Below are 23,739 nucleotides of genomic sequence, written 5' to 3'. Positions count from 1 at the left end.
GGCTCTCAGCTCAGTCTGAGAGCCGGCGCCGACTCGCCATTTCCAGCGTCTCCAGCGTCTCGCCGATGATCCGGGCGGCCTCGGGGAACGACCCGGGGTCGGGCCCGGCGTAGTTGAGGCGGACGTAGGCGCCGGTCGGCTCCGCCGGGAACCACTCGTCGCCGGGTGCGACCACCACGCCGGCGCTCTCGCAGCCGCGGGCGAGCGCGAGCACGTCCGTGCCGTCGGGCAGCCGCAGCCACAGGTTCAGCCCGCCGGCCGGTACGGCGTCCAGGCTCGCCGTCGGCACGTGCTCGGCGAGCGCCCGGACCATCAGGTCCCGGCGGGCCGCCAGCTGCTGGCGCAGCCCGGTCACGTGGGTGCGCCAGCCGGGCTGGGTCACCACGTCGTACGCCGCCGCCTGCAGCAGCGTGCTGACGTACATCGACTCCGCCTGGGCCGCGGCGAGCAGCCGCTCGCGGGCCGGGCCACGGGCGATCACGGCGGCGATCCGGACGGCCGGTGACATGCTCTTGGTGAGCGAGCGCAGGTAGACCACGTGGCCGCTGTCGTCACGCGCCGCGATCGGCACCGGGTCGGCGGTGATGCCGAAGTCGTGCGCCCAGTCGTCCTCGATCAGGAACGCGCCGTGCTGCCGGACGACGTCGAGCACCGCGTCGGCCAGCGTCGGCGACCAGTGCGCGCCGGTCGGGTTGCTGAAGCTCGGTTGCGCGTAGAAGGCGCGGGCACCCGAGCGGGCGAAGGCGCGGGCGAGCTCGTCGGGGTCCGGGCCGTGCGGTCCGCTGGGCACCGGCACCAGCTGCACGCCGGCCTGGCCGGCGGCGAGGATGGCACCCCAGTACGTCGGGGACTCGACCACGAGCGGGCGTCCGGCGCCGACCAGGGCACGGAACGCCGTGCTCAGACCACTCTGGCTGCCCGGGACGACGATCACGTCGCTGGGGCTCGGCGGCGCCACCCCGACGGGGCCGGCCGCGCCGAGCTCGCCGGCGAACCAGGCCTGCAGCTCCGGCAGCCCGGCGGCGGGGGGCCTGCTGACCGCGGCGTCGCTGCGGGCGGCCCGGGTGAAGGCGGCCCGGACCAGGCGCTCCGGGAGCAGCTCCCGGTCGGGATAGCCGGAGTGCAGGGCGATCACGTCGTTCGACGTCGTCCGCAGCGCGGTCGAGAGCCGGGGGCCGCGCAGCGGCGGAGCACCGAGCGCGGCGGTCTGCCAGCCGTGGTCGTGGGCGCGCGGCACGCGGACGGTCCGCACGAACGTCCCGACCCCGGGCCGGCTCTCCACCATGCCCTGGGCCCCGAGTGTTCGCAGCGCCTTCTGCACGGTGACCGGGCTGACACCGTGCTCGGCCACGAGGGCACGGGTCGACGGCAGCCGCGCACCGGGGGGCGCGGTGGCGATCCACTGGCGCAGGACCGCCACCAGGCGCCCACTGCTATCGTCAGACATGAGTCACAACAGTAGCGCTACTCGCTCACTGCCGACGGCGCTACCCACACGTCAGAGCGGACTGTGGTGGGGACTGGTCGGGGTCGTCGCGTTCTCGTTCACGGTGCCCTTCACCCGGGTCGCGGTGGACGGCGGGATGTCGCCGCTCTTCATCGGGTCGGGCCGCGCGGTCGTCGCGGCGCTGCTCGCTGGAGTGGCCCTGGTCCTCACCCGCCCGCGGCTGCCGCACGGCCGGCAGTGGGGTCGGCTCGCGGCCGTGGCCGCCGGCGTCGTCGTGGGGTTCCCGATGCTCACGTCGTACGCACTCACCACCGTCTCGGCCAGCCACGCCGCCGTCGTGATCGCGCTGCTGCCGGCGGCGACCGCGGTGCTGGCGGTCGTCCGCGGGCACGAGCGGCCACCCACGAGGTTCTGGGTGATGGCAGCGGTCGGAGCCGTGGTCGCGGTGGGGTTCGCCGCGCTGCAGGGCGGCGGCCTCGGCGGCCTGCACCGCTCCGACCTGCTGCTCTTCGGTGCCGTCCTCGCCGCCGCGGTCGGGTACGCCGAGGGCGGGCTGCTGGCCAGGGAGCTCGGCGCCTGGCAGACGGTGTCGTGGGCACTGGTGCTCGCGTCCCCGCTGATGGTCGGCGCCGCCGGCCTGGCGATCCACCGGCAGCCACCGACCGGCGGTCCGCTCGAGTGGCTGGCGTTCGCCTACCTCGGCGTCGTCAGCATGTATCTCGGCTTCTTCGCCTGGTACCGCGGACTCGGCATCGGCCCGATGACGCAGGTCAGCCAGGTGCAGCTGGTCCAGCCCGTGCTCACGATCGGCTGGGCCGCGCTGCTGCTGCACGAGCCGCTCACCTGGGCGACGGTGCTCGGCGGCACCGCCGTCATCGCCTGTGCCGCCACCGCCGTGCGGGCGCGCCTCGGCGTCAGCGCAGCCCGGCCCGCGCCGCTCGACGTACGACGTCGCTGAGCCGGTCGAGCACCGGCGAGTCCAGGCGCCAGCGCTGCCAGTGCAGCGGCACGTCGACGTACGACCGCGCCACCAGCGGTGCCAACCGGCCCGACGCGACGAGCGGGGTCAGCTGCGGATGCGGGATCATCCCCCAGCCGAGTCCGAGCGAGACCGCCTCGAGGAAGTCCGCCGAGGTCGGCACCCGGTGCGCGACCGGCGGGACCTCGACGCCACGGGCAGCGAGCAGGTCGTGCTGGAGGGAGTCCTTCTCGTTGAAGACGACCATCGGCATCGTTGCCCAGCGGAGGCCCCGGCCGCTGCGCCACCGCTCGACGAACGCCGGGGTCGCGGCCGGGACGTAGCGCAGGTGACCGAGCAGCTCGATCGAGCAGCCCTGCACCGGCGTCGGGTCCGAGGTCACGGCGGCGAGCACGTCGCCGCTGCGCAGCAGCTCGGCCGTGTAGCCCTGATCCTCGACGTGCAGCCGGAGCGCCACGTCGGACCAGCCCGCGACGTCGACGAGCGCGGCTCGGAACCAGGTCGCCAGCGAGTCGGCGCTGACCGCGACCGGGAGGTCGACGATGCCGACGTGGCCGTGGGAGAGCGCGTCGCGGACCTCGTCGTGCAGCAGCCGGCTCTGCCGGGCCAGCCGGATCAGCACCTCGCCGGCGGGTGTGGGCCGGCACGGCGTCGTACGCCGGAGCACGACCTGGCCGACCTCCGACTCGAGGGCCCGGATCCGCTGGCTGACGGCCGATGCCGTCACGTGCAGGTGCCGGGCTGCGGCGTCGAAGGTGCCGTGGTCGGCGATCGCGACCAGCGCCGCGAGCTGGGCCGGTGCGATGTCCATGAAGCCACGCTAATGGACTTGAAGAAACATTCGTTGGTCTTCATCGACGGAGCCACCTAGCGTTGGCCCGGTGCTCGACTCCACCGCTGCCGGACTGCTGACCGGCCTCTCGCTGATCGTCGCGATCGGCGCGCAGAACGCCTACGTGCTGCGCCAGGGCCTGGCGCGCGAGCACGTCGGCCTGGTGGTCGCCATCTGCGCGCTGTCCGACGTCGTGCTGATCGCCGCCGGCGTCGGCGGCATCGGCCGGATCGTCGAGCACGCACCGTGGGTGCTCGACGTGGTCCGGTGGCTCGGCGTCGCCTTCCTGGGCTGGTACGGCGTCTCCTCGCTGCTGCGGGCGCGCACGCCCGAGTCGCTGCGCGCCGCCGAGACGACGACGGCGAGCCGGCGCGGCGTCGCCGTACGCGCCGTCGCTCTCACGTGGCTCAACCCGCACGTCTACCTGGACACTGTGCTCCTGCTCGGCACCATCGCCAACCACGAGGGCTCGACGGGTCGCTGGTGGTTCGCGGCGGGCGCGGCCACGGCGAGCATCCTGTGGTTCTGCGGTCTGGGCTTCGGCGCCCGCTTCGCCAGTCCGGTCCTGGCCCGGCCGCGCGCGTGGCAGGTGCTCGACGTGCTGATCGGGGTCGTGATGCTGCTCATCGCGCTCCAGCTCGCCCTCGGGTGAGCCGCACCCCCCGAATGGGTGGAATCCCCGGTTGGCGGGCCTACCGACGCGGTGGACCGATAGGTTGCGGCCAACGGGAGGAGACCCCAGATGGACGCGCCGGGCGGGTCGCCCGCCGACCCCTCGCTGGACCGCTACGCCCGACTGGTGTCGCGGGTCCTCGGCACGCCGATCGCCCTCGTCTCGCTCATCGAGGAGGGACGCCAGGTCTTCCCCGGGGCGTGCGGGCTGCCGACGGACGTGGACGTGGCCCGGGAGACCCCGCTGTCGCACTCCTTCTGCCAGTACGTCGTCGCCGACCGGGCGCCGGTCGTGATCGCCGACGCCCGTCTGGACGAGCGGCTCCGGAGCAACCCGGCGATCCCCGAGCTCGGGGTGATCGCGTACGCCGGCTGGCCCATCACCGACCACACCGGCACGATCGTCGGATCGCTGTGCGCGATCGACACCGAGCCGCGCGCGTGGACGTCGTACGACCTGGAGATGCTCGAGGACCTCGCGGCGGCCTGCTCGGCGGAGCTCGCCGAGCGCGGCCTGCGCGGCCGTGCCGCCGTCGGCGAGCGAGCCGCCCAGGACCTGACCCACCGCAGCCGGGTGCTGCTCGCCCTCAGCGAGGGCCTGTCCGGGACGACGACGATGTCGGACGTCGCGGGTGCCGTGGAGCTGATCGCGGTCGGGCAGCTCGGGTGCCTGCACGCCGGGATCTGGCTGCGGGGCGACGAGGAGGGCGCCGGCCACGACGCCCCAGAGGTGCTGACCTTCGTGGCGCCGCCGACCGTGACCTGGGAGTCGGCGGTGCGCAACGCCGTGCTGCCCTACAACGACACCAACCCGATGGGCGGCGCGGCCGTCCACGGCCAAGCGGAGTACTTCAGCGACAAGGACGTCCAGAACGCGCTCTACCCGCACCTCGACACCGTCAAGCAGGTCGGGGAGGCGCGCTCGTTCCAGCCGCTCATCTCCCGGGGCGCCGTGCTCGGGACGCTCGCCCTGGTCTGGGAGTCGGCACACCCGCTCACCGAGGAGGACCGGGTCACGATCGAGGCGCTCGCGTCGTACTCCGCCCAGGCGGTGCAGCGCGCGGGGCTGCTGCAGGAGCGGCTGGACGCGCTGGTCACCCTGCAGAGCGCCCTGCTGCCTGCCCTCCCCGAGTCGGAGTGCCTCGAGCTCGCCGCGCGCTACCGGCCGGCCGCGTCGCGCGACCAGGTGGGCGGGGACTGGTACGACGTGGTCGTCACGCCGTCCGGAGCGACCAGCCTGATGGTCGGCGACGTGGTCGGCCACGACATCGCCGCGGCCGCCGTCATGGGCCAGCTGCGCACGATGCTGCGCACCATCGCCTGGACGCTCGGCGACGGCCCCGCCGCGCAGGTCCAGCGCCTCGACCGGGCGATGCAAGACCTCGCGGTCGACGCGATGGCGACGCTCGTCTACGCCCGGGTCGAGGCCGAGGACGGCTCCGACGGACGGACCCTGCACTGGACGAACGCCGGCCACCCGCCTCCGCTGCTGGTCACCTCCGACGGCGAGGTGGTGTTCCTCGACGAGGGCGTCCCGGACCTGATGGTGGGGGTGCAGCCCGACACCGAGCGGGTCGACGGCACCGCCCGGCTGCCGCGCGGGTCCACCGTGCTGCTCTACACCGACGGCCTCGTGGAGCGTCGCGGCGAGACGATCACGGACGGTCTCGACCGGCTGGCCGACGCCGTACGCCGCCACCACGCGCTCGGCGTCGACGACTTCCTCGACGCGCTCCTCGGTGACCTCGTCGGTCGGCACCTGGCCGACGACGTCGCGGTGCTCGCCGTCCGCCTCCGCGTCTAGGGTGCAGGGCATGACGGACCAGGAGCTGCTCAGCGCGTACGTCGACGTCTGGTGGCAGGCGATCAACGACTTCCTCGACCTGCTCGAGGAGCTGTCCGCCGAGGAGTGGGCGACCCCGACCGACCTGCCCGGCTGGGACGTCCGGGCCGTGGCCTCGCACATCGCGCACCTCGAGGGCATCCTCGCCGGTGGCCCCGAGGAGACCGCTGACGTCGGCGAGCCGCCGCACGTCAGCGGCTTCATGGGGCTCTACACCGAGATCGGGGTCGTCACCCGCCGCGACGCCACCCCCGACGCGATCATCAACGAGATCCGCGCCGCGGCCACCGCGCGGCACACCGCGCTGCTCGCCGACCCGCCGACCGACGCCGCCGCCAGGCCCGAGCCGATCTTCGGCGGGGTGCCGTGGGACTGGGGCACGCTGCTGCGCAACCGGCCGCTCGACGTGTGGATGCACGAGCAGGACATCCGCCGCGCGGTCGACCGCCCCGGCGGGATGGACTCGGCCGCCGCCCGGCACACCGCCGACTACCTCGCCGAGAGCTTCGGCTTCGTGCTGGCGAAGCGGGCCGGGGCCGAGCCGGGCACGACGGCCGTGCTTGAGCTCGAGGGCAGCGACCCCTTCGCCTTCTGCGTCAACGACATCCGCCGCGGCGAACGGCTCGCTTCGCTGCCGACCGACGCCACGGTCACCCTCCGGATGGACCGCGAGGCCTTCATCCGGCTCGCCGGGGGCCGGTGCCAGCCGGAGCCCGGGACGTACGCCGTCTCCGGTGACGACGAGCTCGCCGACCGCATCATCGCGTCCATGGCGACCACCCCGTGACCCGGCCCGATCGCTGGGACCCGGCCGACATCCCGGACCAGGCCGGCCGCACGGTCCTGGTCACCGGCACGACCGTCGGCGGGCTCGGCCACCACACCGCGCTCGAGCTGGCCCGGCGAGGCGCGCGGGTCATCATCACCGGACGCTCGCCGGAGCGACTGTCCGAGAGCGAGCGGGCGATCCGCACCGAGGTCTCGACGGCGCTGCTGGAGACCGTCGAGCTCGACCTCGCGGACCTGTCCTCCGTGCGCCGCGCGGCCGCAGCCGTGGCCGGCCTGGGGCCGATCGACGTGCTGGTCAACAACGCCGGGGTCATGGGCACGTCGTACCAGCGCACCGCCGACGGCCTCGAGCTCCAGCTCGGCACCAACCACTTCGGGCCGTTCCTGCTCACCGGTCTGCTGCTCCCCCAGCTCGTGGCGTCCGAGGACGGCCGGGTCGTCTCGGTCTCCTCGCAGATGCATCGGGTCGCGCGCTCCGCACCGCTCGGCGACCCGATGGTGCAGAGCGGTCGCTACCAGCCGTGGCCGACGTACGGGCAGTCCAAGCTGGCCAACCTGCTCTTCGCCTACGAGCTCGACCGGCGGCTGCGCGCGGCCGAGCTGCCGGTGCGCGCGCTCGCCGCCCACCCGGGCTTCGCCTCGACCCACCTGGCCGCCAACGGTCAGTACGGTCGTGCCAGTGGCGGCAGGGCGTCGATCCTCGACGGCGCGATCAAGCTGGTCTCGCCCAACACCGCCGAGTGGGGCGCCTGGTCGACCCTGATGGCGGCCACGGCCGACCTGCCCGGCGCGACGTACGTCGGCCCCGACGGGATCGCCGAGTTCTTCGGGCGGCCGCGGGTGGTCACGAGCAACAAGCTGTCGTACGACGAGCACGCCCAGCGCCGACTGTGGGAGATCAGCGAGACGACCACCGGCATCACCTACCCCTGACGCCGGCGGCCGCGACCAAAGTCGGCCCGGGCCTGACCCTGGGGCCGATGTGCCCGGCCACCGCGGCGGCGACGATCGCAAAGTGACACGCACCCAGGTCTGGCGGCTCGGCGTCGACGGGCACGAGCACCGGATCGAGGCGGACCTGGGATCGTCGCGCCTGCTGCGCTGGTACGTCGACGACGCACTGGTCACCGAGCGGACGTCGCGGAGCGAGAAGGTCGGGCTCACGTCCGCCGCGGGCAAGGTCAGGCTCCGCTTCGGCACGCTGGGCGGGCCGCAGCGCGCGACGCTCCTCAACGAGACGGACGGGCTCGACCTGGTGCCCGATCCCGGCTCCCCCGCGGCGGCGTACGAGGAGAAGCTCCGCGCCCACCCCGAGCGGTACTCCGCGATCCAGACGCTCGCCGGCGCCGCACGGGTCGTCATCCCGATCGTGCTGACGTCGCTGCTTGCGCGGTTCGCTCTCTCCCTCGACCTGCCCGCCCTGCCCCTCCCCGACCTGCCGTCGCTCCCGCGCCCCGACCTGCCGTCGTGGTCGCCACCCGGCTGGGTCCAACGCGCGCTCGAGATCGCCCACTACGTCTGGACCGTGGTGCTCGCCTTCGTCATCGCGCGCGCCGAGGTCCGGCGGCGCCGACGCCAGGACCAGACACGGAGGCGGCAAGACGGTTGAAGGCATTCCGGGTCGCGTCTGGATCAGCGGTCACCTCGAGACGACTGGTCAGATCGTTGGCTATTGGCGTCGGGTGAAGCTGACCTTCCCGTTGTGGTGCTTTGCCATCTCGTACGTCGGGTCGTGGGCTCGGGCGTGGTGTCTTGGGCAGAGGAGTCCGGCGTTGTCGAGGTCGGAGGCGCCTCCGTCGGTCCATCTGGTCCAGTGGTGGGCGTGGCACATCCACGGTGGCCAGTCGCAGCCCTCGGTCACGCAGCCGCCGTCGCGGAGGCTCATGGCGGTGAGCTGGGCCTTGGTGAAGAACCTGCGTGCCCTTCCGACGTCGAGGACCTGCGAGTCGGCGCCGAGGACGGCCGGAATGATCTTCGCGGTGCACGCGAGTCTTCTGGCTGCGGCTGGGCTGATGCGCTCGCCGGTGTCGAGGACCCCGGCCTTGTCCAGCCGACCGAGGAGGGTGTCGTGGTCGATGGTGACCACGATGGTCGCGTCCCTGCCGCCGACCTGCGGGAGCTCTTTCGCGCTGATCCGCTCGATGAGCTCGCAGAACGCTCTGCCCATCCGCTCCGGACCCGACCGCCTCTCCATCCCGGGCCCGTGGGTGGCGGCGAGGTGCTTGGGCGCGGCGAGCCCGAGGAGCATCTTCTTCAACTCGGCTGCCTGCAACGCGGGCAACGTGAAGCGTCCGTGGACCTTGCCGTGGCCGTCGTCGCTCATCGTGAGCCGACAGGCCTGGGCGGCCTTGGCTTCTTCACGTTCGAGGAGGTCGGACTCGTGCTGGTCGGCGAGCTCGGGGGCGATGACCTCCAGCAGCCGGCGTCCGAGGATGGTGAGGCGCTTCGCGTCGTGCTCTTCCGCGGCGGCGACGAGGTGCTCCTCGGCCTTGATCAGGAGCTCCGGGTCCAGGCCGGCCGGGAGTGCCTTGACCGACCGGATGATCACGTCGGCCTGCTCGGGACGGAGGTCGCCGCGGGCGAGTGAGGTCCGGACCAGTTCGTAGGTGGCCAGGTCGTGGCCGAGGTGGACCGTGCGCGCCGCTGCCGACCGGGTCTGCCTGGTCCGGTGCGCGAGCCAGTTCGACGTGCTCGTGGCTCCCACCTCCGTGCCCACCTCGACCTCATCGGCACGCGCAGCGACCCGGGCTTCGAGCTCGATCACCTGAGCCTTCAGGCGGCCCAGTTCCAGCAGCGTCGACGCCGCTTCCGGAGCGCTCATCGACCACACCGACGCCTCCACCAGGGCGTCAGCGATCCCGCGCATCCGCGCGGTCGCTTCCACCACCTGGTGGTGGGGGGTGGTCATCGCCGTCATGGTTCTAGCCAACCTCGAACAGCCGACATTCGCATCCGAGCTCCGTGGGACTGTGGAGCGCGGTGTCGCCAGCGGTGCTGTGAACGGAAAGTGGCCCACGACAGCTCCTCGACACCGCCGCGGGTGGATGTGGGTCGCCCGATGGTCCCGAGAACCTCGGTGGTTGAGGTGCGAGGGCCCCCAGGCCCGAACCGGTGGTTGAGGTGCGAGGGCCGCCAGGCCCGAGCCCCGAAACCACCCACCCAGAGACGACTCGGTGGTTGAGGTGCGAGGGCCGCCAGGCCCGAGCCTCGAAACCACCCACCCAGAGACGACTCGGTGGTTGAGGTGTGAGGGCCGCTAGGCCCGAGCCTCGAAACCACCCCGCCGGAGCGGGCCGGGCCGTGCTCGCTGCCCTGCCTACGCTGCAGAGGTTTCGAGGCTCGGCGCTGGCGCGCCTCACACCTCAACCACCGGAACCCATCGCTCGCCGTACCCGGCGTAGCCAGCCCGTCGGCGGACGACCCGAGCACACCCGCATGCCGCCCTCATCGCCGCTCCTACGCTGCGGGGGTTTCGAGGCTCGGCGCTGGCGCGCCTCGCACCTCAACCATCGGGAGCCATCGCTCGTCGTACCCGGTGTAGCCAGTCTGTCGGCGGACGACCCGAGCACACCCGCAGGCCGCGCTCATCGCCGCTCCTTCGCTGCGGGGGTTTCGAGGCTCGGCGCTGGCGCGCCTCACACCTCAACCACCGGGACCCACCGCTCGCCGTACCCGCGTAGCCAGCCTGTCAGCGAACGACCCGAGCGGACCCGCAGACCGCGCTCGTTGCCCTGCCTGCGCTGCGGGGGTTTCGAGGCTCGGGCCTGGCGGCCCTCACACCTCAACCACCGGGACCCACCGCGCGCCGTACCCGGCCTGGCCAGCCTGTCGGCGAACGAACCGACCACAGGCCGCGCTCATCAACCCGCCTTCGCTCCGGCACCAGCACTCAGCCGGGCACCCGGTCGCGGACGCGGACGAGGCCACCGAGGACGGGGACGTAGGCCGCCAGGCCGGGCCCGAGGGTGATCGCTCCACCGTGGTTGTCGACGAGCAGGTTGAGGCCGGCGCGGCGGGCCCAGGCGAGGCGGCCGGTGCGGAGATGGAGGGCGGTGAGGTACCACGCATCGACGCCGAGCCAGCTGTGCCGCTTGGTCCAGGCGTAGACCAGCCCGTCGTCGGTGGAGACCGCGGGGGCGCCGCTCGGGGCGTCCATGTCCGTGGTCCAGGTGACGCGGCACCGGCCGGCGAGCACGTCGACGCGAGCGATGCCGCGGCTCGTCGTACGGCCCAGGACCGTGGATCGGACACCGCCGTAGCCGTGGGAGTTCTGCACGAGGACCCCGGTGCCGGCCGCGACCAGGCCCCCGTCGGTCGCGCCCTCGTCGTCGCCGAAGACCTCGGCTCGGCAGACCACGTCGCCGGAGTCGGCCCGGTGGACGACCACCTGGAGCCGCGGGTCCCGGTTGTCGGCCACCGCGACCAGCCCGCCGGGCAGGGCGACCGGCGCGCTGCCCCGCGAGCCACCGTCGTCGTACGGCGAGGTCCAGGCGACCTCGAGGCCACCGGCGCCCACCTCCACCCGCGAGAGCCCGGCGGCACCGGCGACGTAGGCACCGCCGTCCGCCACCGTCACCGGCCGATCGACGGTGTCGTCCAAGGCGAGCGTGCGGACCCGGTCGTCCACCAGCCCCACGACACCGTCGCGCGAGGCGAACCAGACCGACCCGCCGTCCGCACCGAGCCCGGTCACGCAGTCACCGGAGGCGAGGCGACCGGAGAGGTCGACCGACGACTCGACCACGAGGTCCGGGACGCCGATCTTCAGGATCCGCCGGCCGCTGGCGGCCACGATCTTCCCGCCGACGACGATCGCCTGCCCCGGACAGCCGGCTCCGGGCAGGTCGGCGGAGCGGACCTGTCGCAGGTCGTCGGGGTCGATCAGCCGCAGCCGCGGCCGGTCGCCCCCGCAGAGCAGCACCAGCCGCTTGCCCGCGACCAGGACGCGGTGGCAGTCGGAGACGCCGTACGACCTGGTCGCGACCGTCGGCGACTCACCGACGGGCCCCTGCACCGGTGCGGCGACGGCCGGGCGACCGACGTACGACGGGGTCACCCACCGACCCGGTCCGGGCGGGATCGGCACCCAGCCGTCCGGGACGACGACGGCCAGCCCGGCCAGCAGGACCACCACGGCCGCCCAGATCGCGACCACGCGACGCGTCGGCCGCAGCCAGGCGCGGACCTGCCACGACAGCAGCGACAGCGCGGCGACGAGCAGCACGAGGGGGCCGCACCAGTACCAGAGGAGACCCACGCCCAGCAGGACGATCGTGCGCGCGAACCTCATGTCGCGGGGATCCTAGGCGCTGCGAGCGTCAGGCGGACGCGAGCGCCGGAGCGCCCGGCAGCAGGCCCTCCTTGCGGGCGACCAGCACGGCGAGACCGATCGTCGCGCCGGCCGCGAGCATGTTGATGCTCAGCGCCGAGACGCTCTTGACCAGCACGAACGTCTCCAGCGACGTCGACTGCAGCAGCCAGAGCGTGAGGCCGGCCTTGACCAGGCAGAGCCCCGCCCAGAGCACCGTCAGGTTGCGGAAGAGCCGCTGGATCCGCGGCCGGAGATGGAGCTCGTCGTCCATGGGGTAGAAGTCGCCGGCCAGCCGGGCCACCATCGGGCGGGCGGTGGCCAACGAGGCCAGGAACGCCGTGCCCACGACCGCGTCGCTGATGATCGGCTGCAGGAAGTAGAGGAAGGTGCTGCCCGCGGCCAGCGAGATCACCGTCCGGGCCGTGATCAGCAGGGCGGTCAGCAGCAGCAGGCCCGACGTACGCCGGCCGGTCAGCGCCCGCCAGGCGATCGCGCCGTACGACCAGCAGAGCGCGACGATGATCGCGGTCCACACGCCGTACGCCCGGAAGCACACGTAGAAGAGCGTCGCAGGGATCACGCACGCGATCACCAGGCTGAGTGCCACGCGGCGCACGACCGCACCGAGCCGGGGACAGTGCCGCTCGACCGACGTGGTCTCGGGCTCAGTGGTGGTGGAGGTCATGGTCAGGGCGACTGTACGGGTCGAATCTGTGATTGCCATGTCAACGACGTTTCGGTTTGCGACCGCGCGGGTCGGGTATCCCTCCGATCGGCCAGGTCCAGGACGACCTGAGCAGCAGCCTCGTAGTCTTCCTCCGATCGGGCGGGGGCCCACCATCTCGGGAGTCGACAACAGGAGCCTGATGGACCTCGATTCCACGAAGAAGTTCTGCTCGTTCTGCGGCGACCCCGGCCGGCACGAGACCCCACTCTTCGGCGGGCTCGGCGCCTTCATCTGCGGCCCCTGCGTCCAGCACTTCCACGAGACCGTGCTCGGCGAGCGCCTCCCGAAGGCGCCACCGTGGGAGGCGATGAGCGATGCCGAGGTCCTCGGGCAGCTGTGGGCGATCGCCCAGACCGGTTTCCAGGCCGAGGACTTCCTGGCCGAGTGGGTCGCCCTGGCCCGCTCGCGCGGCGGCTCCTGGACCGCCGTCGCGCAGGCGCTCGGGATCCCGCGGCAAGATGCCCTGGACCGCTTCTCCTAGGACGGCGTGCCCGACCCCGACCGGGGCATGATGGCGTCATGAGCGACCCTCGTGCAGGACAGCCCGCGCAGCCCGCCGACCTCGTCGACGTCGCGCACCTGGTGACGTCGTACTACACCGGCGTCCCCGATCCGGACGACGTCGACCAGCAGGTCGCGTTCGGCACCAGCGGGCACCGTGGCTCCTCGCTGCGTACGGCGTTCAACGAGACCCACATCCTGGCCACGACCCAGGCGATCGTCGACTACCGGCGCGAGCAGGGGTACGACGGGCCGCTCTTCATCGGACGCGACACCCACGGCCTCTCCGAGCCCGCCTGGGCCACGGCCCTCGAGGTGCTGGCCGCCAACGACGTGACCGTGCTGGTCGACGCCGACGACCGCTACACGCCGACGCCCGCGGTCTCGCACGCGATCATCCGCGCCAACCGGGGCGGCGGCACCGCCGACGGGATCGTCGTGACCCCCTCGCACAACCCGCCGTACGACGGCGGCTTCAAGTACAACCCGCCGCACGGCGGTCCGGCCGACTCCGACGCCACGTCGGTGATCGCGAGCCGCGCCAACGAGCTGATCCGGGGCGGGCTGGCGGAGGTCAGGCGGGTGCCGTTCGCACGGGCGCGGGCCGCGGCCTCGCCGTACGACTTCCTGGGCACCTACGTCGACGACCTGCCCCACGTCGTCGACCTGGCCGCCATCAAGCGGGCCGGGATCCGGATCGGGGCCGACCCGCTGGGCGGGGCGTCGGTCGACTACTGGGGCGCGATCGCCGAGCGGCACGGGATCGACCTCACCGTCGTGAACCCCCTGGTCGACCCGACCTGGCGCTTCATGACGCTCGACTGGGACGGCAAGATCCGGATGGACTGCTCGTCGCCCTCCGCGATGGCGTCGCTGATCGCCCAGAAGGACCGGTACGACATCGCGACCGGCAACGACGCCGACTCCGACCGGCACGGCATCGTCACGCCGGACGCCGGGCTGATGAACCCCAACCACTTCCTCGCGGTCGCGATCGGCTACCTCTTCGGCGGGGCGCGACCGGGCTGGCCGGCGGGCGCGCGGATCGGGAAGACCCTGGTGTCGTCCTCGATGATCGACAAGGTCGCGGCGTCGATCGGGCGCGAGCTGGTGGAGGTGCCGGTCGGCTTCAAGTGGTTCGTGCCGGGGCTGATCGACGGGTCGTTCGGCTTCGGTGGCGAGGAGTCGGCCGGGGCCTCCTTCCTGCGCACCGACGGCTCGGTCTGGACGACCGACAAGGACGGCATCATCCTGGCGCTGCTGGCCTCCGAGATCCTGGCCACCACCGGGAGGTCGCCGAGCGCCCACTACGCCGACCTCGTCGCCCAGCACGGTGACCCGGCGTACGCCCGCGTGGACGCCGCCGCGACCCGCGAGCAGAAGGCCGCGCTCGGTGCGCTCTCCGCGGAGGCGGTGACCGCCACGTCGCTGGCCGAAGAGGAGATCACCGCCAAGCTGACGTCGGCGCCGGGCAACGGCGCGAGGATCGGCGGCCTGAAGGTGACCACGGAGTCGGCGTGGTTCGCCGCGCGGCCCTCCGGCACCGAGGACGTCTACAAGATCTACGCCGAGTCGTTCCGCGGACCCGAGCACCTCGCGCAGGTGCAGGAGGAGGCCCGGTCGGTGGTCGACGCCGCCCTGGGCTGACGGGCGCTCAGTCGGGCAGCGGGACCCGCAGGAACGTCGGGCGGTAGAGGGTCGGGTCGTCCTTGATCTTCTGCGCGTCGATGTTGTTGTTGCTGTACGACGTCACCATCGTCGCGTCGTCCGGGAAGATCTGCGGGTGTGCCAGCGGCATGTAGGTCACGGCTCCGGTGTCCGGGTCGGCAGGGAGCGCCGCGACGGGGTCGGTCGGCGTGAAGGGCCCGGTCGGGCCGGGCGCGGTCCAGAAGACCATCTGGTCGCCGAGGTCGCCGTCCTGCTTGCTCAGGGCGTACCAGCGCTTGCCGCGGTGGAAGACGCTCAGCGTCTGCGACACCCCACCCACGGCGGGCACCAGGGTGGCGGCCCGGCCCGGTCGACGCTGCCAGCGGGACCCGTCCCAGTAGCGCCACCTGCCCGGCTCGAGCACGTCGTCGGGGCGCACCCGCGCCACCTGCAGCGAGAACCCGAAGACGCCCTTCTTCTCCGGGTGCGCGGTGCCGTAGAGATAGAGCCAGTCGCGGTCGACGGTCATCGCGGCGCCCCACTCCGGACGGCTCCGGTCGGCGTCGTCTGGCCCGACGCTCCTGGTGGCGATCAGCTGCGGGGTCTCGCCCTCGGGCACGACGAAGACCGCCAGGGCCGGGCCGAGGTTGGCGAAGTCGAAGGAGCCCGCGCCGGTGGCCTTGACCCGCTGGGTCGAGACGAGCACCAGGTCGTAGCCGGGACGATGTGCGACCGCGGTGGACATCGGCCAGTAGCCGACCCCGTCGCCGCGATCCGGGATCAGCGCGCCGTGCGACGGGGGCAGGACCACCGAGACGCACTCCTCGCCCCACAGCATCATGGAGTTGCGCGCGAACGTCGGGCCGTCGAAGTCGGCGGAGCGCAGCGTGTCTCCGAAGACCACCAGGAACCGGCCGTCACCGAGCTGGACGTCGGCGCCGACGTCGCCGCCCTGGAAGGCCGGACTGCTCTGCATCGTGGTGATCTGGTGGTTGAGCTCCTCGACGTTGGTGGGCCTGGCCCCGTTGTCGACGCACGACGTCTGGGTCGCCACGCTCGGCAGCAGCGGTGCGGCGACCACGTCCGAGGGCACGAAGGCGATCACCAGGCCCAGCACCACCGCCAGCGGCAGCACCGAGCCGAGCACCCACAGCCGCCAGTGGCGCACCGGCATCGCCGGTGCGGCCAGCACCGAGCCACCGGCGGTGTCGCCGGAGCGGTGGCGAAGCCGCCGGGCGAGCACCAGCGCGAGGATCGCGAGCAGTCCGGCGCCGGCGAGCACGAGCGTCGGTCGGAGAGCCTCGGAGGGATCGAAGTACGCGACGGAGCCCAGCGCGTCCTGCGCCGCGCCGGTGGGCAGCCACGGCGTCAGCGTGGGCCACGGTGGCGGGAGCAGGTAGTGGCTGGTGCCGGACAGCAGCGGGGTGGAGAGGACGAAGTACGCCGCCGCCGCGGCCGCCAGCCCGACGAGCCCGGCCAGGGCCTCGACGGCGAGGGTGAGACAGCCGAGCGTGAAGGCGTACAGGGCGCCGAGACCGATCAGGGCCAGGTCGTGGCCGGGCAGCCGGGTCGCCGGCAGCAGCTGGAGCAGCCCCGCGCCGGCGAGGGCGGTGACGCCGAGGCCGACGACCCGCAGGACGCCGAGGCGAGCAGACCTCGCGACCGGTCCGCGGACCAGCGACACGACGAGCACGAACCCGAACCCCAGGAGCCCGGTCAGCAGGACGAAGAGCCGGACCCGGCCGGCGGCGCCGTCGGAGTCGTGCCTCGCCAGCTCGCGGACCACGATGGTGCGGTTGCGGGCGTCGGCGACCGCGGTGAGGCTGTCGATCACCGCGGCGTTGAGGTCACGGTCCGCCCGGGCGTTGACGAGCACGACGTCCTGGGTGTTGCGCAGGTCCACCAGGACGGCGACCACGGCCCGGCCGTCCCGGACGGCCGCGCGGGCCTCGGCGTCGTCATCGGTCCAGGTGGCGTCGAAGGGCGCACCCGGCATCGCCCCCACGTCGTCGGAGAGCGACATCGCGACGACCGCCGGCGCGGAGATCACCAGCGGGACCCGGTGCGGCGTACCGGCCTGGTCGCGCAGGGTGAGCGTGGCCAGCGCGACCGCCTGGACGGCGACGACGACCAGGCAGGCGAGGACCGTCCACCGACGGGTCCACTGCTTCGATGCCACGTCACCCCGTTCGGCAGCTGATGCGTCGGGCTGAGTGTCTCAGAGGTGGTCGGGCACCGTCAGTGCATCGGGGTCGCTGCGCGGCGGCACGTGCGTGAGCGCGATCTTGACCAGCGTGACGCGCGTCTTGAGCAGCACGGCTCGTCGTACGCGACCGACGTCGTCACCGATCCGCTCCTCGACCGCCGCGGTGACCTGCGCGTCCGTGAAGGTGGGGCGGGTGCCGGTCTCGACCTCGACGTCGGGGAGCCCGACGAGCGCCGGGAGCACCTGGTCGCCCAGGCCGTCGAGGAGCTGGAACCGCTCGAACTGGGTGAGCGCCGTCCACGCCTCGTCGACGCTGCGCCTGCCCTTGCGCACGGACTTGTCCTGCGCCGCCAGGACGCTCTTGGCCGCGCCGGTGAGCGCGGCGGTCAGCTCCGCCTCCGTGAACCTCATGCCTCCAGCATGCCGGGAGTCTCGTCCGGTCGCGGCGCCGGACCCGCCGGACCCGCCGTACCCGCCGGACCTGTCGACGGCAGCGGCAGCGCGGACCGGGCCGGCTCGCGGTCGCCGACCTGGGGTGACGGATCCGGACCGCGCGACTCCGGACCGGCCTGCCGGTCCTGTCCCTGCTGGTCCCAGGATCAGCGGGGGCTGGGTGTCGGCGCGGTCGCGACGCAGGATGGAGTCATGACCACTTCGACCAACTCACTCCCCGGCGGCACCTGGACGATGGGCGACCTGACGGTCACCCGGGTCGGGTACGGCGCCATGCAGCTCGCCGGCCCCGGAGTCTTCGGGCCGCCGGCCGACCACGAGGGCGCGCTCGCCGTGCTGCGCACGGCGGTGGAGCTGGGGATCACCCATATCGACACCAGCGACTTCTACGGCCCCCACGTCACCAACCGGATCATCAAGGAGGCGCTCCACCCGTACGCCGACTCGCTCACCATCGTCACCAAGGTCGGCGCCCGGCGCGACGCCGAGGGCGGCTGGCCGCACGCGCGGGCGCCCCACGAGCTGCGGCAGGCGGTGCACGACAACCTGGACAACCTGGGCGTCGACGTGCTCGACGTCGTGAACTTCCGCGTCGGCGGCCTCGACCGCCCCGAGGAGGGCTCGATCGCCGAGGGCTTCGAGGCCCTGGCGGCGATGCAGCAGGAGGGCCTGATCCGCCACCTCGGCATCTCCACCGCCAGCGCCGAGCAGGTCCGCGAAGCGCAGGGGATCGCGCCGGTGGTGTGCGTGCAGAACATGTACAACGTCGCGCGCCGCGAGGACGACGAGCTGGTCGACGCCCTGGCGGAGCAGGGGATCGCGTACGTCCCGTACTTCCCGCTCGGCGGCTTCACCCCGCTGCAGTCCTCGGCGCTGTCGGCGGTCGCGGCGCGGCTGGAGACCACCCCGATGGCCGTGGCGCTGTCGTGGCTGCTGCAGCGCTCGCCCAACATCCTGCTCATCCCCGGCACGTCGTCGGTCGCGCACCTGCGCGAGAACGTCGCCGGCGCCGGGCTCACGCTGTCGGCCGAGGACGTCGCGGAGCTGGACGCGATCGGCCGCTGAACGGCGTACTCCTCGGGCACTTCCTGAACTTCTCGGGCACTGCAGTGCCCGAGAAGTTCAGGGATACCCGGTTAACCGGGTATCCCCGAGAGGCCCCTACGCCGCCGTCGTCATCCGCCGCGCCTGCTGCTGCAGGCGAGCGGTGGCGGCCCGACGGACCTTGGGGCCCTTGGTGGTCATCGCCCACAGCAGCTTGGACTGCTGCGGCAGGTTCTTGACGTTGGTGGTCGCCAGCCAGCCGTTGGGCAGCGAGAGCCGGACGACCTTGTGCCAGGCCGAGTAGACCTGCTGGGGCAGCGGCGCCTCGTGGTAGTTGAGGTCGTACTTGTCGAAGAGCGCCTTCACCTTGGGCGCGACCTCGGCGTACCGGTTGGACGGCAGGTCGGGGAAGAGGTGGTGCTCGATCTGGTGCGACAGGTTGCCGCTCATCAGGTGCATGGCCTTCGAGCCCGAGATGTTCGCGGAGCCGAGCATCTGGCGCAGGTACCACTCGCCGCGGGTCTCGTTGTCCGGGATCGACTTCCGCTCGAAGGTCTCGACGCCCTCGGGGAAGTGACCGCACATGATCACCGAGTGCGACCAGATGTTGCGCGCCAGGTTGGCGGTGAAGTTGGCGGCCAGGGTCGGCAGGAACCCACCGAACGGGATCGCGAGCGCCGGGTTGACGACGTAGTCCTTGGTCGCCTGCTTGCGGATCTTGGCCAGCGTCTTCTTCGCGTTGCTCTTGAAGGTCTCGCTGCGCTTCTCCTTCGGGATCGACAGGTTCTTGCCGAGCTCGAGGTCGTACGCCGCGATGCCGTACTCGAAGAAGCAGGCGTTGATGAAGTTCCACAGCGGCTGCGCAAGGTACATCGGGTGCCAGCGCTGGTCCTCGTCGACGCGCATGATGCCGTAGCCGAGGTCGTTGTCCTTGCCGACGATGTTCGTGTACGTGTGGTGGATCTCGTTGTGCGAGTGCTTCCAGCCCTCGGCGGTCGAGGCGTTGTCCCACTCCCACGTCGTCGAGTGGATCTTGGGGTCGCGCATCCAGTCCCACTGGCCGTGCATGACGTTGTGGCCGATCTCCATGTTCTCCAGGATCTTGGCGACCGAGAGGCCGACCGTCCCGAGCACCCACAGCGGCGGCAGCGCCGACCCGAGGAGCACCGCGCGGGAGGCCAGCTCGAGGCGGCGCTGCACGGTGACGATGTTGCGGATGTACGCCGCGTCGGACTCGCCCCGGCTGTCGAGCACGTCCTGGCGGATCGCGTCGAGCTCGAGGCCGAGCATCTCGACGTCCTCGGGGGTGAGGTGGGCGGTGGGGTTGACGGGCTTCTTGGTGATCGTGGTCATCGGACTCCCTCTCGGTGGTCGGTCGATCAGTGGTCGACGTGGCTCAGTGGTCGAGGTGGCACGGGCCGGCGGCCGCGTTGATGCAGGTCTGGATGCGTACGCCGCCGGGCCCGGTCTCGCCGGGCACCGCGACGGTGAGGGCGCCGTTGCGCAGGTCGCGCACCGCGCCCTCCCTCATCGGGACGACGCAGCCCATGCAGATGCCCATCCGGCAGCCGCTGGGCATCAGGACGCCGGCGTTCTCGGCGGCGTCGAGGATCGGGGTGGCGCCGTCGGCCTCGACGACCGTGCCGTTGGCGAAGGTCACCGTGCCGCCCTCGCCGGCGACGACGGTCACCGGCCGGAAGCGCTCGGTGGTCAGGACGAGGCCGCGCCCGACGTAGTGCTCCTCGAGCGCGTCGAGCAGGCCGGCCGGGCCGCAGGCGTACGCCGTCCGCTCCGCCAGGTCGGGGACGATGGTGTCGAGGTCGTCGACGTCGAGCAGTCCGTGGGTGTCGGTGTGCATCTCCACGAGCCGCAGCCAGCCGGCGGCGTCGTACTGCCGGAGCTCCTTGCCGAAGATGACCTCGGCCCGGGAGAGGGCCGAGTGGAGGAGCACGATGTCGGTCGTCGGTCGCTCCGCGCGCGAGAAGAGGTTGCGGAGCATGCCGATCACCGGCGTGATGCCGGAGCCCGCGGTGACGAGCAGGAGCTTGCCCGGGATCGGCTGGGGAAGCACGAAGTCGCCCTGCGCCTGGTCGAGCTGGATCATCTGGCCGGCGCGCGCCTGGTGGACCAGGTAGTTGGACACCACGCCGTCGGGGATCGCCTTGACGGTGATGCTGATGCGGCGGTCGGCGCGCGGGCCGTGGGTCAGGGAGTAGGTGCGCCACAGGCGGACGCCGTCGACGTCGACGCCGACGCGGACGTACTGACCGGGCACGTGGCCGGCCCAGTCGCGGCCGGGCTGCAGCACGATGGTGGCCGACTGGTGGGTCTCGGCGCGGACCTCGACGATCCGGGCGCGGAGGTCGGCTCCGCGGCGCAGCGGGTGGAAGACGTCGAGGACGTCGCTGAGCTCCAGGGGCGTGACCGCGGCCTCCGCGACCCGGCGCAGGCTGTCCCGCAGCGAGCGACCGCGGGTCGACCGCGTCGTGGCAGAGGGAAGGGTGATGCTCATGCACCCAGTGTGCTGCGCTCCGCGCGTAAGATCATGACCGGAGGACGTGAAGATCTCCGTCATACTTGTTCGCAGATGATAAAAAGGGGCCATGGCCACCGTACGCCGCACCGCTGACCACGGGCTCCGGCTCCCGCCGCTCGCCGTCGAGCGGATGCGCGGCGAGCTGCCGGACGTGGCCGAGCACGTGGTCGCCGCGATCATCGACGAGGTCCCGAGCTACACCGACGCGTTCAGCGGGCCGATGGGCGCGACCATCCGCAACGCCGTGCAGCTCGCCCTCGGCGGGTTCCTCTCCCTCGCGAGCGGCAGGCGGGGCGCGGGGACGTCGACCCCGACCGCACCCGCCGTGGAGGGCGCCTACCAACTCGGCCGCGGCGAGGCCCGCAGCGGCCGGACGACCGAGGCCCTGCTCGCGGCGTACCGGATCGGCGCCCGCGTCTCCTGGCGCGAGATGTCGACGACCGCCGTGCGCAACGGCCTGGACGCCGAGACCCTGGTGGCCTTCGCGGAGCTGGTCTTCGCCTACATCGACGAGCTGTCGGCCGCGAGCGTCGCCGGCCACACCGACGAGCTCGCGACGACCGGTCGGGTGCGGCAGCGCCGCCTGGAGCGGATCGCGCACCACCTCCTCACCGGCTCCCCCGTCGAGACCGTGCTGGCCGCGGCGGAGCGCGCTGGCTGGGAGCCGCCGGGCACGCTGACCGCGGTGATCGTGCCCGAGTCACAGGTGCGCCCCGTGCTCGCCTCGGTCGCCCCCTCGACGATCGCGGCGAGCGAGGCACCGGACCTCGACGACAGCGTGCTGCTGCTCGTGCCGGACGCGCACGACCACCGGCGTACGGCGCTGCTCCGGACGCTCGCCGACCGCGGGTCGCTGGCCGGCCCGGCCCGGCCGTGGCTGGAGGTGCGCGCGTCGTACGACCGCGCCCTGCGGGCTCGCGCCCTCGGCATCGAGCTCGACACCGAGACCCACCTGGTCCCGTTGGTGCTCGGCGCCGACCCGGCCGCCCGCGACGACCTGCGGACCCAGCTGCTCGCGCCGCTCGCCGACCTCCGCCCGGGCACCGCGGAGAAGCTGACCGAGACGTTGCGCTCCTGGCTGCTCCACCAGGGCCGGCGCGAGGACGTCGCCGCGGACCTCTTCGTGCACGCCCAGACCGTGCGCTACCGGATGGGGCAGCTGCGCGAGCTGTACGGCGACCGGCTCGACGACCCGGAGACCGTGCTGGCGCTCACCGTGGCGCTGGGCTGAGCTCCCCCGGCGGGTCCTCGCCCACCAGCCCGTCCACGGACTCGCGGATCAGGTCCGCGTGACCGACGTGGCGGCCGTACTCCTCGATCATGTCGAGCACCATCCGCCGCACGTTGGCGTGCTCGCCCGCGTCGTTCGCCGCCTCGGTCGGGCCACCGGGACCGCCGGCGGCGAGGGCCTCGTCGACCAGCGCCTGGCCCTGCGCCACGGACTCGCGGAAGAGCCGCTCGAGCGACTGCGGGGTGTCGTCCGCCTCGACCCGCCAGTGCCAGTCCTCGTCGCTCCAGTCCGCGGTGTCGAACGGCGCGAACGGCGCTCGACCGTGCATCTTGAAGGAGAAGGTGATGGCCTCCACCACCGCCAGGTGCTTGAGCAGCCCGCCCAGCGTGATCGTGGAGGGGCCGAGCGTGGCGCGGATGCCGTCGGCGTCGAGGCCGCCGCACTTCCACAGCAGGTAGCCGCGCAGCCGGTTCAGCGAGCCGACGAGCGCCTCGACCTCGGTGCCGGCGAGCGGGGGCTCCTGTCCGATGTTGATCTCCGTCATGTGCGGCAGACTAGGAGCATTCCCGGACGATCTGCTTCCCCAACCGCCCGAGCACTTCAGGCGCTCGAGCTGATCCAGGCAGCCCCGGGCATCACCGCGGACCGTCTCGGGACCGCGCTCGGCGTCAGCGGCCGGGCAGCACGGCGCTACGTCGCGATCCTGCGGGAGGCCGAGCTGCCGATCGAGTCGGTGAGCGGTCCGTACGGCGGGTACCGGGTCGGTCGCGGGTTGCGGCTGCCGCCGCTGATGTTCACCTCCGCCGAGGCCGCCGGGCTGGTGATGGCCACCCTCGAGGGACACCGCGGCGCCCTGGACGCGACGGACGTCGTCGGCGGCGCGCTGGCCAAGATCCTGCGGGTGCTCCCCGAGGGCCTGGCCGGCCGGGTCCCGCGGCCCGAGGTCGTCGGCGCCGCCACCCGCCACGACCACCTCGAACGCCTCCTCGAGGCCTGCGCCGCCGCGCGGGCGCTGCGTCTGTCGTACCGGCTCGACGACCGCACGTCGACCATGGAGGTCGAGCCGTGGGCCGTCGTGCTGCGGCACAGCCAGTGGTACCTCCTGTGCTGGTCGCGCAGCCGCAGCGCCCAGCGCGTCCTCCGGGTCGACCGGATCGCCTCGACAGAGTCGCTGCCGGAGACCTTCTCGCCGCCCGTGGACCTGGACGCGATGGGAACGGTCGAGGAGCACTTCTCCCAGGGCTGGCGGTACGACGTGGCGGTCGTCGTCGAGGCTCCCCCGGACTGGGTGGCGCGCTGGGTGCCGCGCAGCCTGGCGCGCCTCGAGGCGCTGCCGGACCACCGCACCCGCATGGTCGCGACCACCGATGAACCGCAGTGGTACGCCCGGCAGCTCGCCCGGCTGCCGGTGCCGTTCACCGTCGAGGTCGGCGACGAGGTGCAGGCCGCCGTCGTGGAGCTCGGGCGGCGGCTGATCGGGTCGGCGACACCCGGAGCGCCGGGGCCGATCTAGTCAGCCCG

Annotated in this window: 21 protein-coding genes; 11 read left to right on the top strand and 10 right to left on the bottom strand. The window is 72.8% G+C overall.

Annotated features, from left to right (window positions below):
- Positions 1 to 10 precede the first annotated feature (10 nt).
- The gene (locus tag N542_RS0110815; protein ID WP_028643926.1) at positions 11 to 1,447 is read right to left on the bottom strand and encodes an aminotransferase-like domain-containing protein; all 1,437 of its coding nucleotides are present in this window, start codon (positions 1,445 to 1,447) and stop codon (positions 11 to 13) included.
- Between N542_RS0110815 and N542_RS24435 the strand changes: the two genes are divergently transcribed.
- Entirely contained in the window at positions 1,446 to 2,405 is a 960-nt protein-coding gene (locus N542_RS24435; RefSeq protein ID WP_051551608.1) for a DMT family transporter, read from the top strand. The genes N542_RS0110815 and N542_RS24435 overlap by 2 nt on opposite strands.
- Here the strand turns inward: N542_RS24435 and N542_RS0110805 are convergent.
- Positions 2,362 to 3,237 carry a LysR family transcriptional regulator ArgP gene (locus N542_RS0110805; RefSeq protein WP_028643925.1) on the bottom strand — a complete coding sequence of 292 codons (876 nt, stop codon included), beginning with the start codon at positions 3,235 to 3,237 and terminating at the stop codon, positions 2,362 to 2,364. The two genes, N542_RS24435 and N542_RS0110805, sit on opposite strands and share 44 nt — an antisense overlap.
- A 70-nt stretch (positions 3,238 to 3,307) precedes the next feature.
- Between N542_RS0110805 and N542_RS0110800 the strand changes: the two genes are divergently transcribed.
- The 5 genes from N542_RS0110800 to N542_RS0110780 all read left to right on the top strand — a co-directional run bounded on the left by N542_RS0110800 (position 3,308) and on the right by N542_RS0110780 (position 8,171).
- Positions 3,308 to 3,910 (top strand): LysE/ArgO family amino acid transporter, encoded by a 603-nt coding sequence (locus tag N542_RS0110800; RefSeq protein WP_028643924.1) that lies wholly within the window; start codon positions 3,308 to 3,310, stop codon positions 3,908 to 3,910.
- A 90-nt stretch (positions 3,911 to 4,000) separates the two neighbouring features.
- Positions 4,001 to 5,734, top strand: coding sequence for a SpoIIE family protein phosphatase (locus N542_RS24430; RefSeq protein ID WP_051551607.1), 1,734 nt, complete (start codon positions 4,001 to 4,003; stop codon positions 5,732 to 5,734).
- Between the two features lie 10 nt (positions 5,735 to 5,744).
- On the top strand, positions 5,745 to 6,560 hold the full coding sequence (locus N542_RS0110790; protein WP_028643923.1) for a maleylpyruvate isomerase family mycothiol-dependent enzyme: 816 nt from the start codon (positions 5,745 to 5,747) through the stop codon (positions 6,558 to 6,560).
- Positions 6,557 to 7,495 carry an oxidoreductase gene (locus tag N542_RS0110785; protein ID WP_028643922.1) on the top strand — a complete coding sequence of 313 codons (939 nt, stop codon included), beginning with the start codon at positions 6,557 to 6,559 and terminating at the stop codon, positions 7,493 to 7,495. The genes N542_RS0110790 and N542_RS0110785 overlap by 4 nt, the downstream gene beginning before the upstream one ends.
- A gap of 82 nt (positions 7,496 to 7,577) precedes the next feature.
- Positions 7,578 to 8,171 (top strand): hypothetical protein, encoded by a 594-nt coding sequence (locus N542_RS0110780; protein ID WP_028643921.1) that lies wholly within the window; start codon positions 7,578 to 7,580, stop codon positions 8,169 to 8,171.
- A 60-nt stretch (positions 8,172 to 8,231) separates the two neighbouring features.
- On the opposite strand, the gene N542_RS26635 is transcribed toward N542_RS0110780, so the two are convergent.
- The 3 genes from N542_RS26635 to N542_RS24415 form a co-directional block, all read right to left on the bottom strand.
- Positions 8,232 to 9,470, bottom strand: a complete 1,239-nt coding sequence (locus N542_RS26635) for an HNH endonuclease signature motif containing protein (protein ID WP_231482594.1) — start codon at positions 9,468 to 9,470, stop codon at positions 8,232 to 8,234.
- Positions 9,471 to 10,451: 981 nt separating this feature from the next.
- On the bottom strand, positions 10,452 to 11,852 hold the full coding sequence (locus tag N542_RS26630; protein WP_028643919.1) for a hypothetical protein: 1,401 nt from the start codon (positions 11,850 to 11,852) through the stop codon (positions 10,452 to 10,454).
- A 28-nt stretch (positions 11,853 to 11,880) separates the two neighbouring features.
- The gene (locus tag N542_RS24415; protein ID WP_051551606.1) at positions 11,881 to 12,558 is read right to left on the bottom strand and encodes a VC0807 family protein; all 678 of its coding nucleotides are present in this window, start codon (positions 12,556 to 12,558) and stop codon (positions 11,881 to 11,883) included.
- A gap of 181 nt (positions 12,559 to 12,739) precedes the next feature.
- Here N542_RS24415 and N542_RS26625 point away from each other — a divergent pair, with 181 nt between their 5' ends.
- Together N542_RS26625 and pgm are read left to right on the top strand one after the other, a co-directional pair.
- Positions 12,740 to 13,081 carry a ClpX C4-type zinc finger protein gene (locus N542_RS26625; RefSeq protein WP_051551605.1) on the top strand — a complete coding sequence of 114 codons (342 nt, stop codon included), beginning with the start codon at positions 12,740 to 12,742 and terminating at the stop codon, positions 13,079 to 13,081.
- Positions 13,082 to 13,119: 38 nt separating this feature from the next.
- A complete protein-coding gene (pgm, locus tag N542_RS0110755; protein WP_028643918.1) occupies positions 13,120 to 14,748 on the top strand; it encodes a phosphoglucomutase (alpha-D-glucose-1,6-bisphosphate-dependent) in 1,629 nt (542 codons plus the stop codon).
- A gap of 7 nt (positions 14,749 to 14,755) precedes the next feature.
- Here the strand turns inward: pgm and N542_RS0110750 are convergent, their stop codons facing one another.
- The gene (locus tag N542_RS0110750; protein WP_028643917.1) at positions 14,756 to 16,927 is read right to left on the bottom strand and encodes a DUF4185 domain-containing protein; all 2,172 of its coding nucleotides are present in this window, start codon (positions 16,925 to 16,927) and stop codon (positions 14,756 to 14,758) included.
- A 39-nt stretch (positions 16,928 to 16,966) separates the two neighbouring features.
- Positions 16,967 to 17,365 carry a hypothetical protein gene (locus N542_RS0110745; protein ID WP_028643916.1) on the bottom strand — a complete coding sequence of 133 codons (399 nt, stop codon included), beginning with the start codon at positions 17,363 to 17,365 and terminating at the stop codon, positions 16,967 to 16,969.
- A 234-nt stretch (positions 17,366 to 17,599) separates the two neighbouring features.
- Here N542_RS0110745 and N542_RS0110740 point away from each other — a divergent pair, with 234 nt between their 5' ends.
- Positions 17,600 to 18,472, top strand: a complete 873-nt coding sequence (locus tag N542_RS0110740) for an aldo/keto reductase family oxidoreductase (RefSeq protein ID WP_028643915.1) — start codon at positions 17,600 to 17,602, stop codon at positions 18,470 to 18,472.
- 96 nt (positions 18,473 to 18,568) lie between these two features.
- On the opposite strand, the gene N542_RS0110735 is transcribed toward N542_RS0110740, so the two are convergent.
- Together N542_RS0110735 and N542_RS0110730 are read right to left on the bottom strand one after the other, a co-directional pair.
- Complete coding sequence (locus N542_RS0110735) at positions 18,569 to 19,804, bottom strand: fatty acid desaturase family protein (protein ID WP_028643914.1); 1,236 nt, start codon at positions 19,802 to 19,804, stop codon at positions 18,569 to 18,571.
- Between the two features lie 43 nt (positions 19,805 to 19,847).
- Complete coding sequence (locus N542_RS0110730) at positions 19,848 to 20,963, bottom strand: ferredoxin reductase (RefSeq protein WP_028643913.1); 1,116 nt, start codon at positions 20,961 to 20,963, stop codon at positions 19,848 to 19,850.
- Positions 20,964 to 21,054: 91 nt separating this feature from the next.
- Between N542_RS0110730 and N542_RS0110725 the strand changes: the two genes are divergently transcribed.
- Positions 21,055 to 22,218 carry a PucR family transcriptional regulator gene (locus tag N542_RS0110725; protein WP_028643912.1) on the top strand — a complete coding sequence of 388 codons (1,164 nt, stop codon included), beginning with the start codon at positions 21,055 to 21,057 and terminating at the stop codon, positions 22,216 to 22,218.
- Here the strand turns inward: N542_RS0110725 and N542_RS0110720 are convergent.
- The gene (locus N542_RS0110720; RefSeq protein ID WP_028643911.1) at positions 22,199 to 22,762 is read right to left on the bottom strand and encodes a mycothiol transferase; all 564 of its coding nucleotides are present in this window, start codon (positions 22,760 to 22,762) and stop codon (positions 22,199 to 22,201) included. The two genes, N542_RS0110725 and N542_RS0110720, sit on opposite strands and share 20 nt — an antisense overlap.
- Here N542_RS0110720 and N542_RS0110715 point away from each other — a divergent pair, their 5' ends adjacent.
- Complete coding sequence (locus tag N542_RS0110715; RefSeq protein WP_231482592.1) at positions 22,763 to 23,731, top strand: helix-turn-helix transcriptional regulator; 969 nt, start codon at positions 22,763 to 22,765, stop codon at positions 23,729 to 23,731.
- Positions 23,732 to 23,739: the final 8 nt, after the last annotated feature.

Source organism: Nocardioides sp. URHA0020 (assembly GCF_000620705.1).
Lineage (GTDB): Bacteria > Actinomycetota > Actinomycetes > Propionibacteriales > Nocardioidaceae > Nocardioides.
This window is presented reverse-complemented; position numbering and strand designations above follow the sequence as displayed.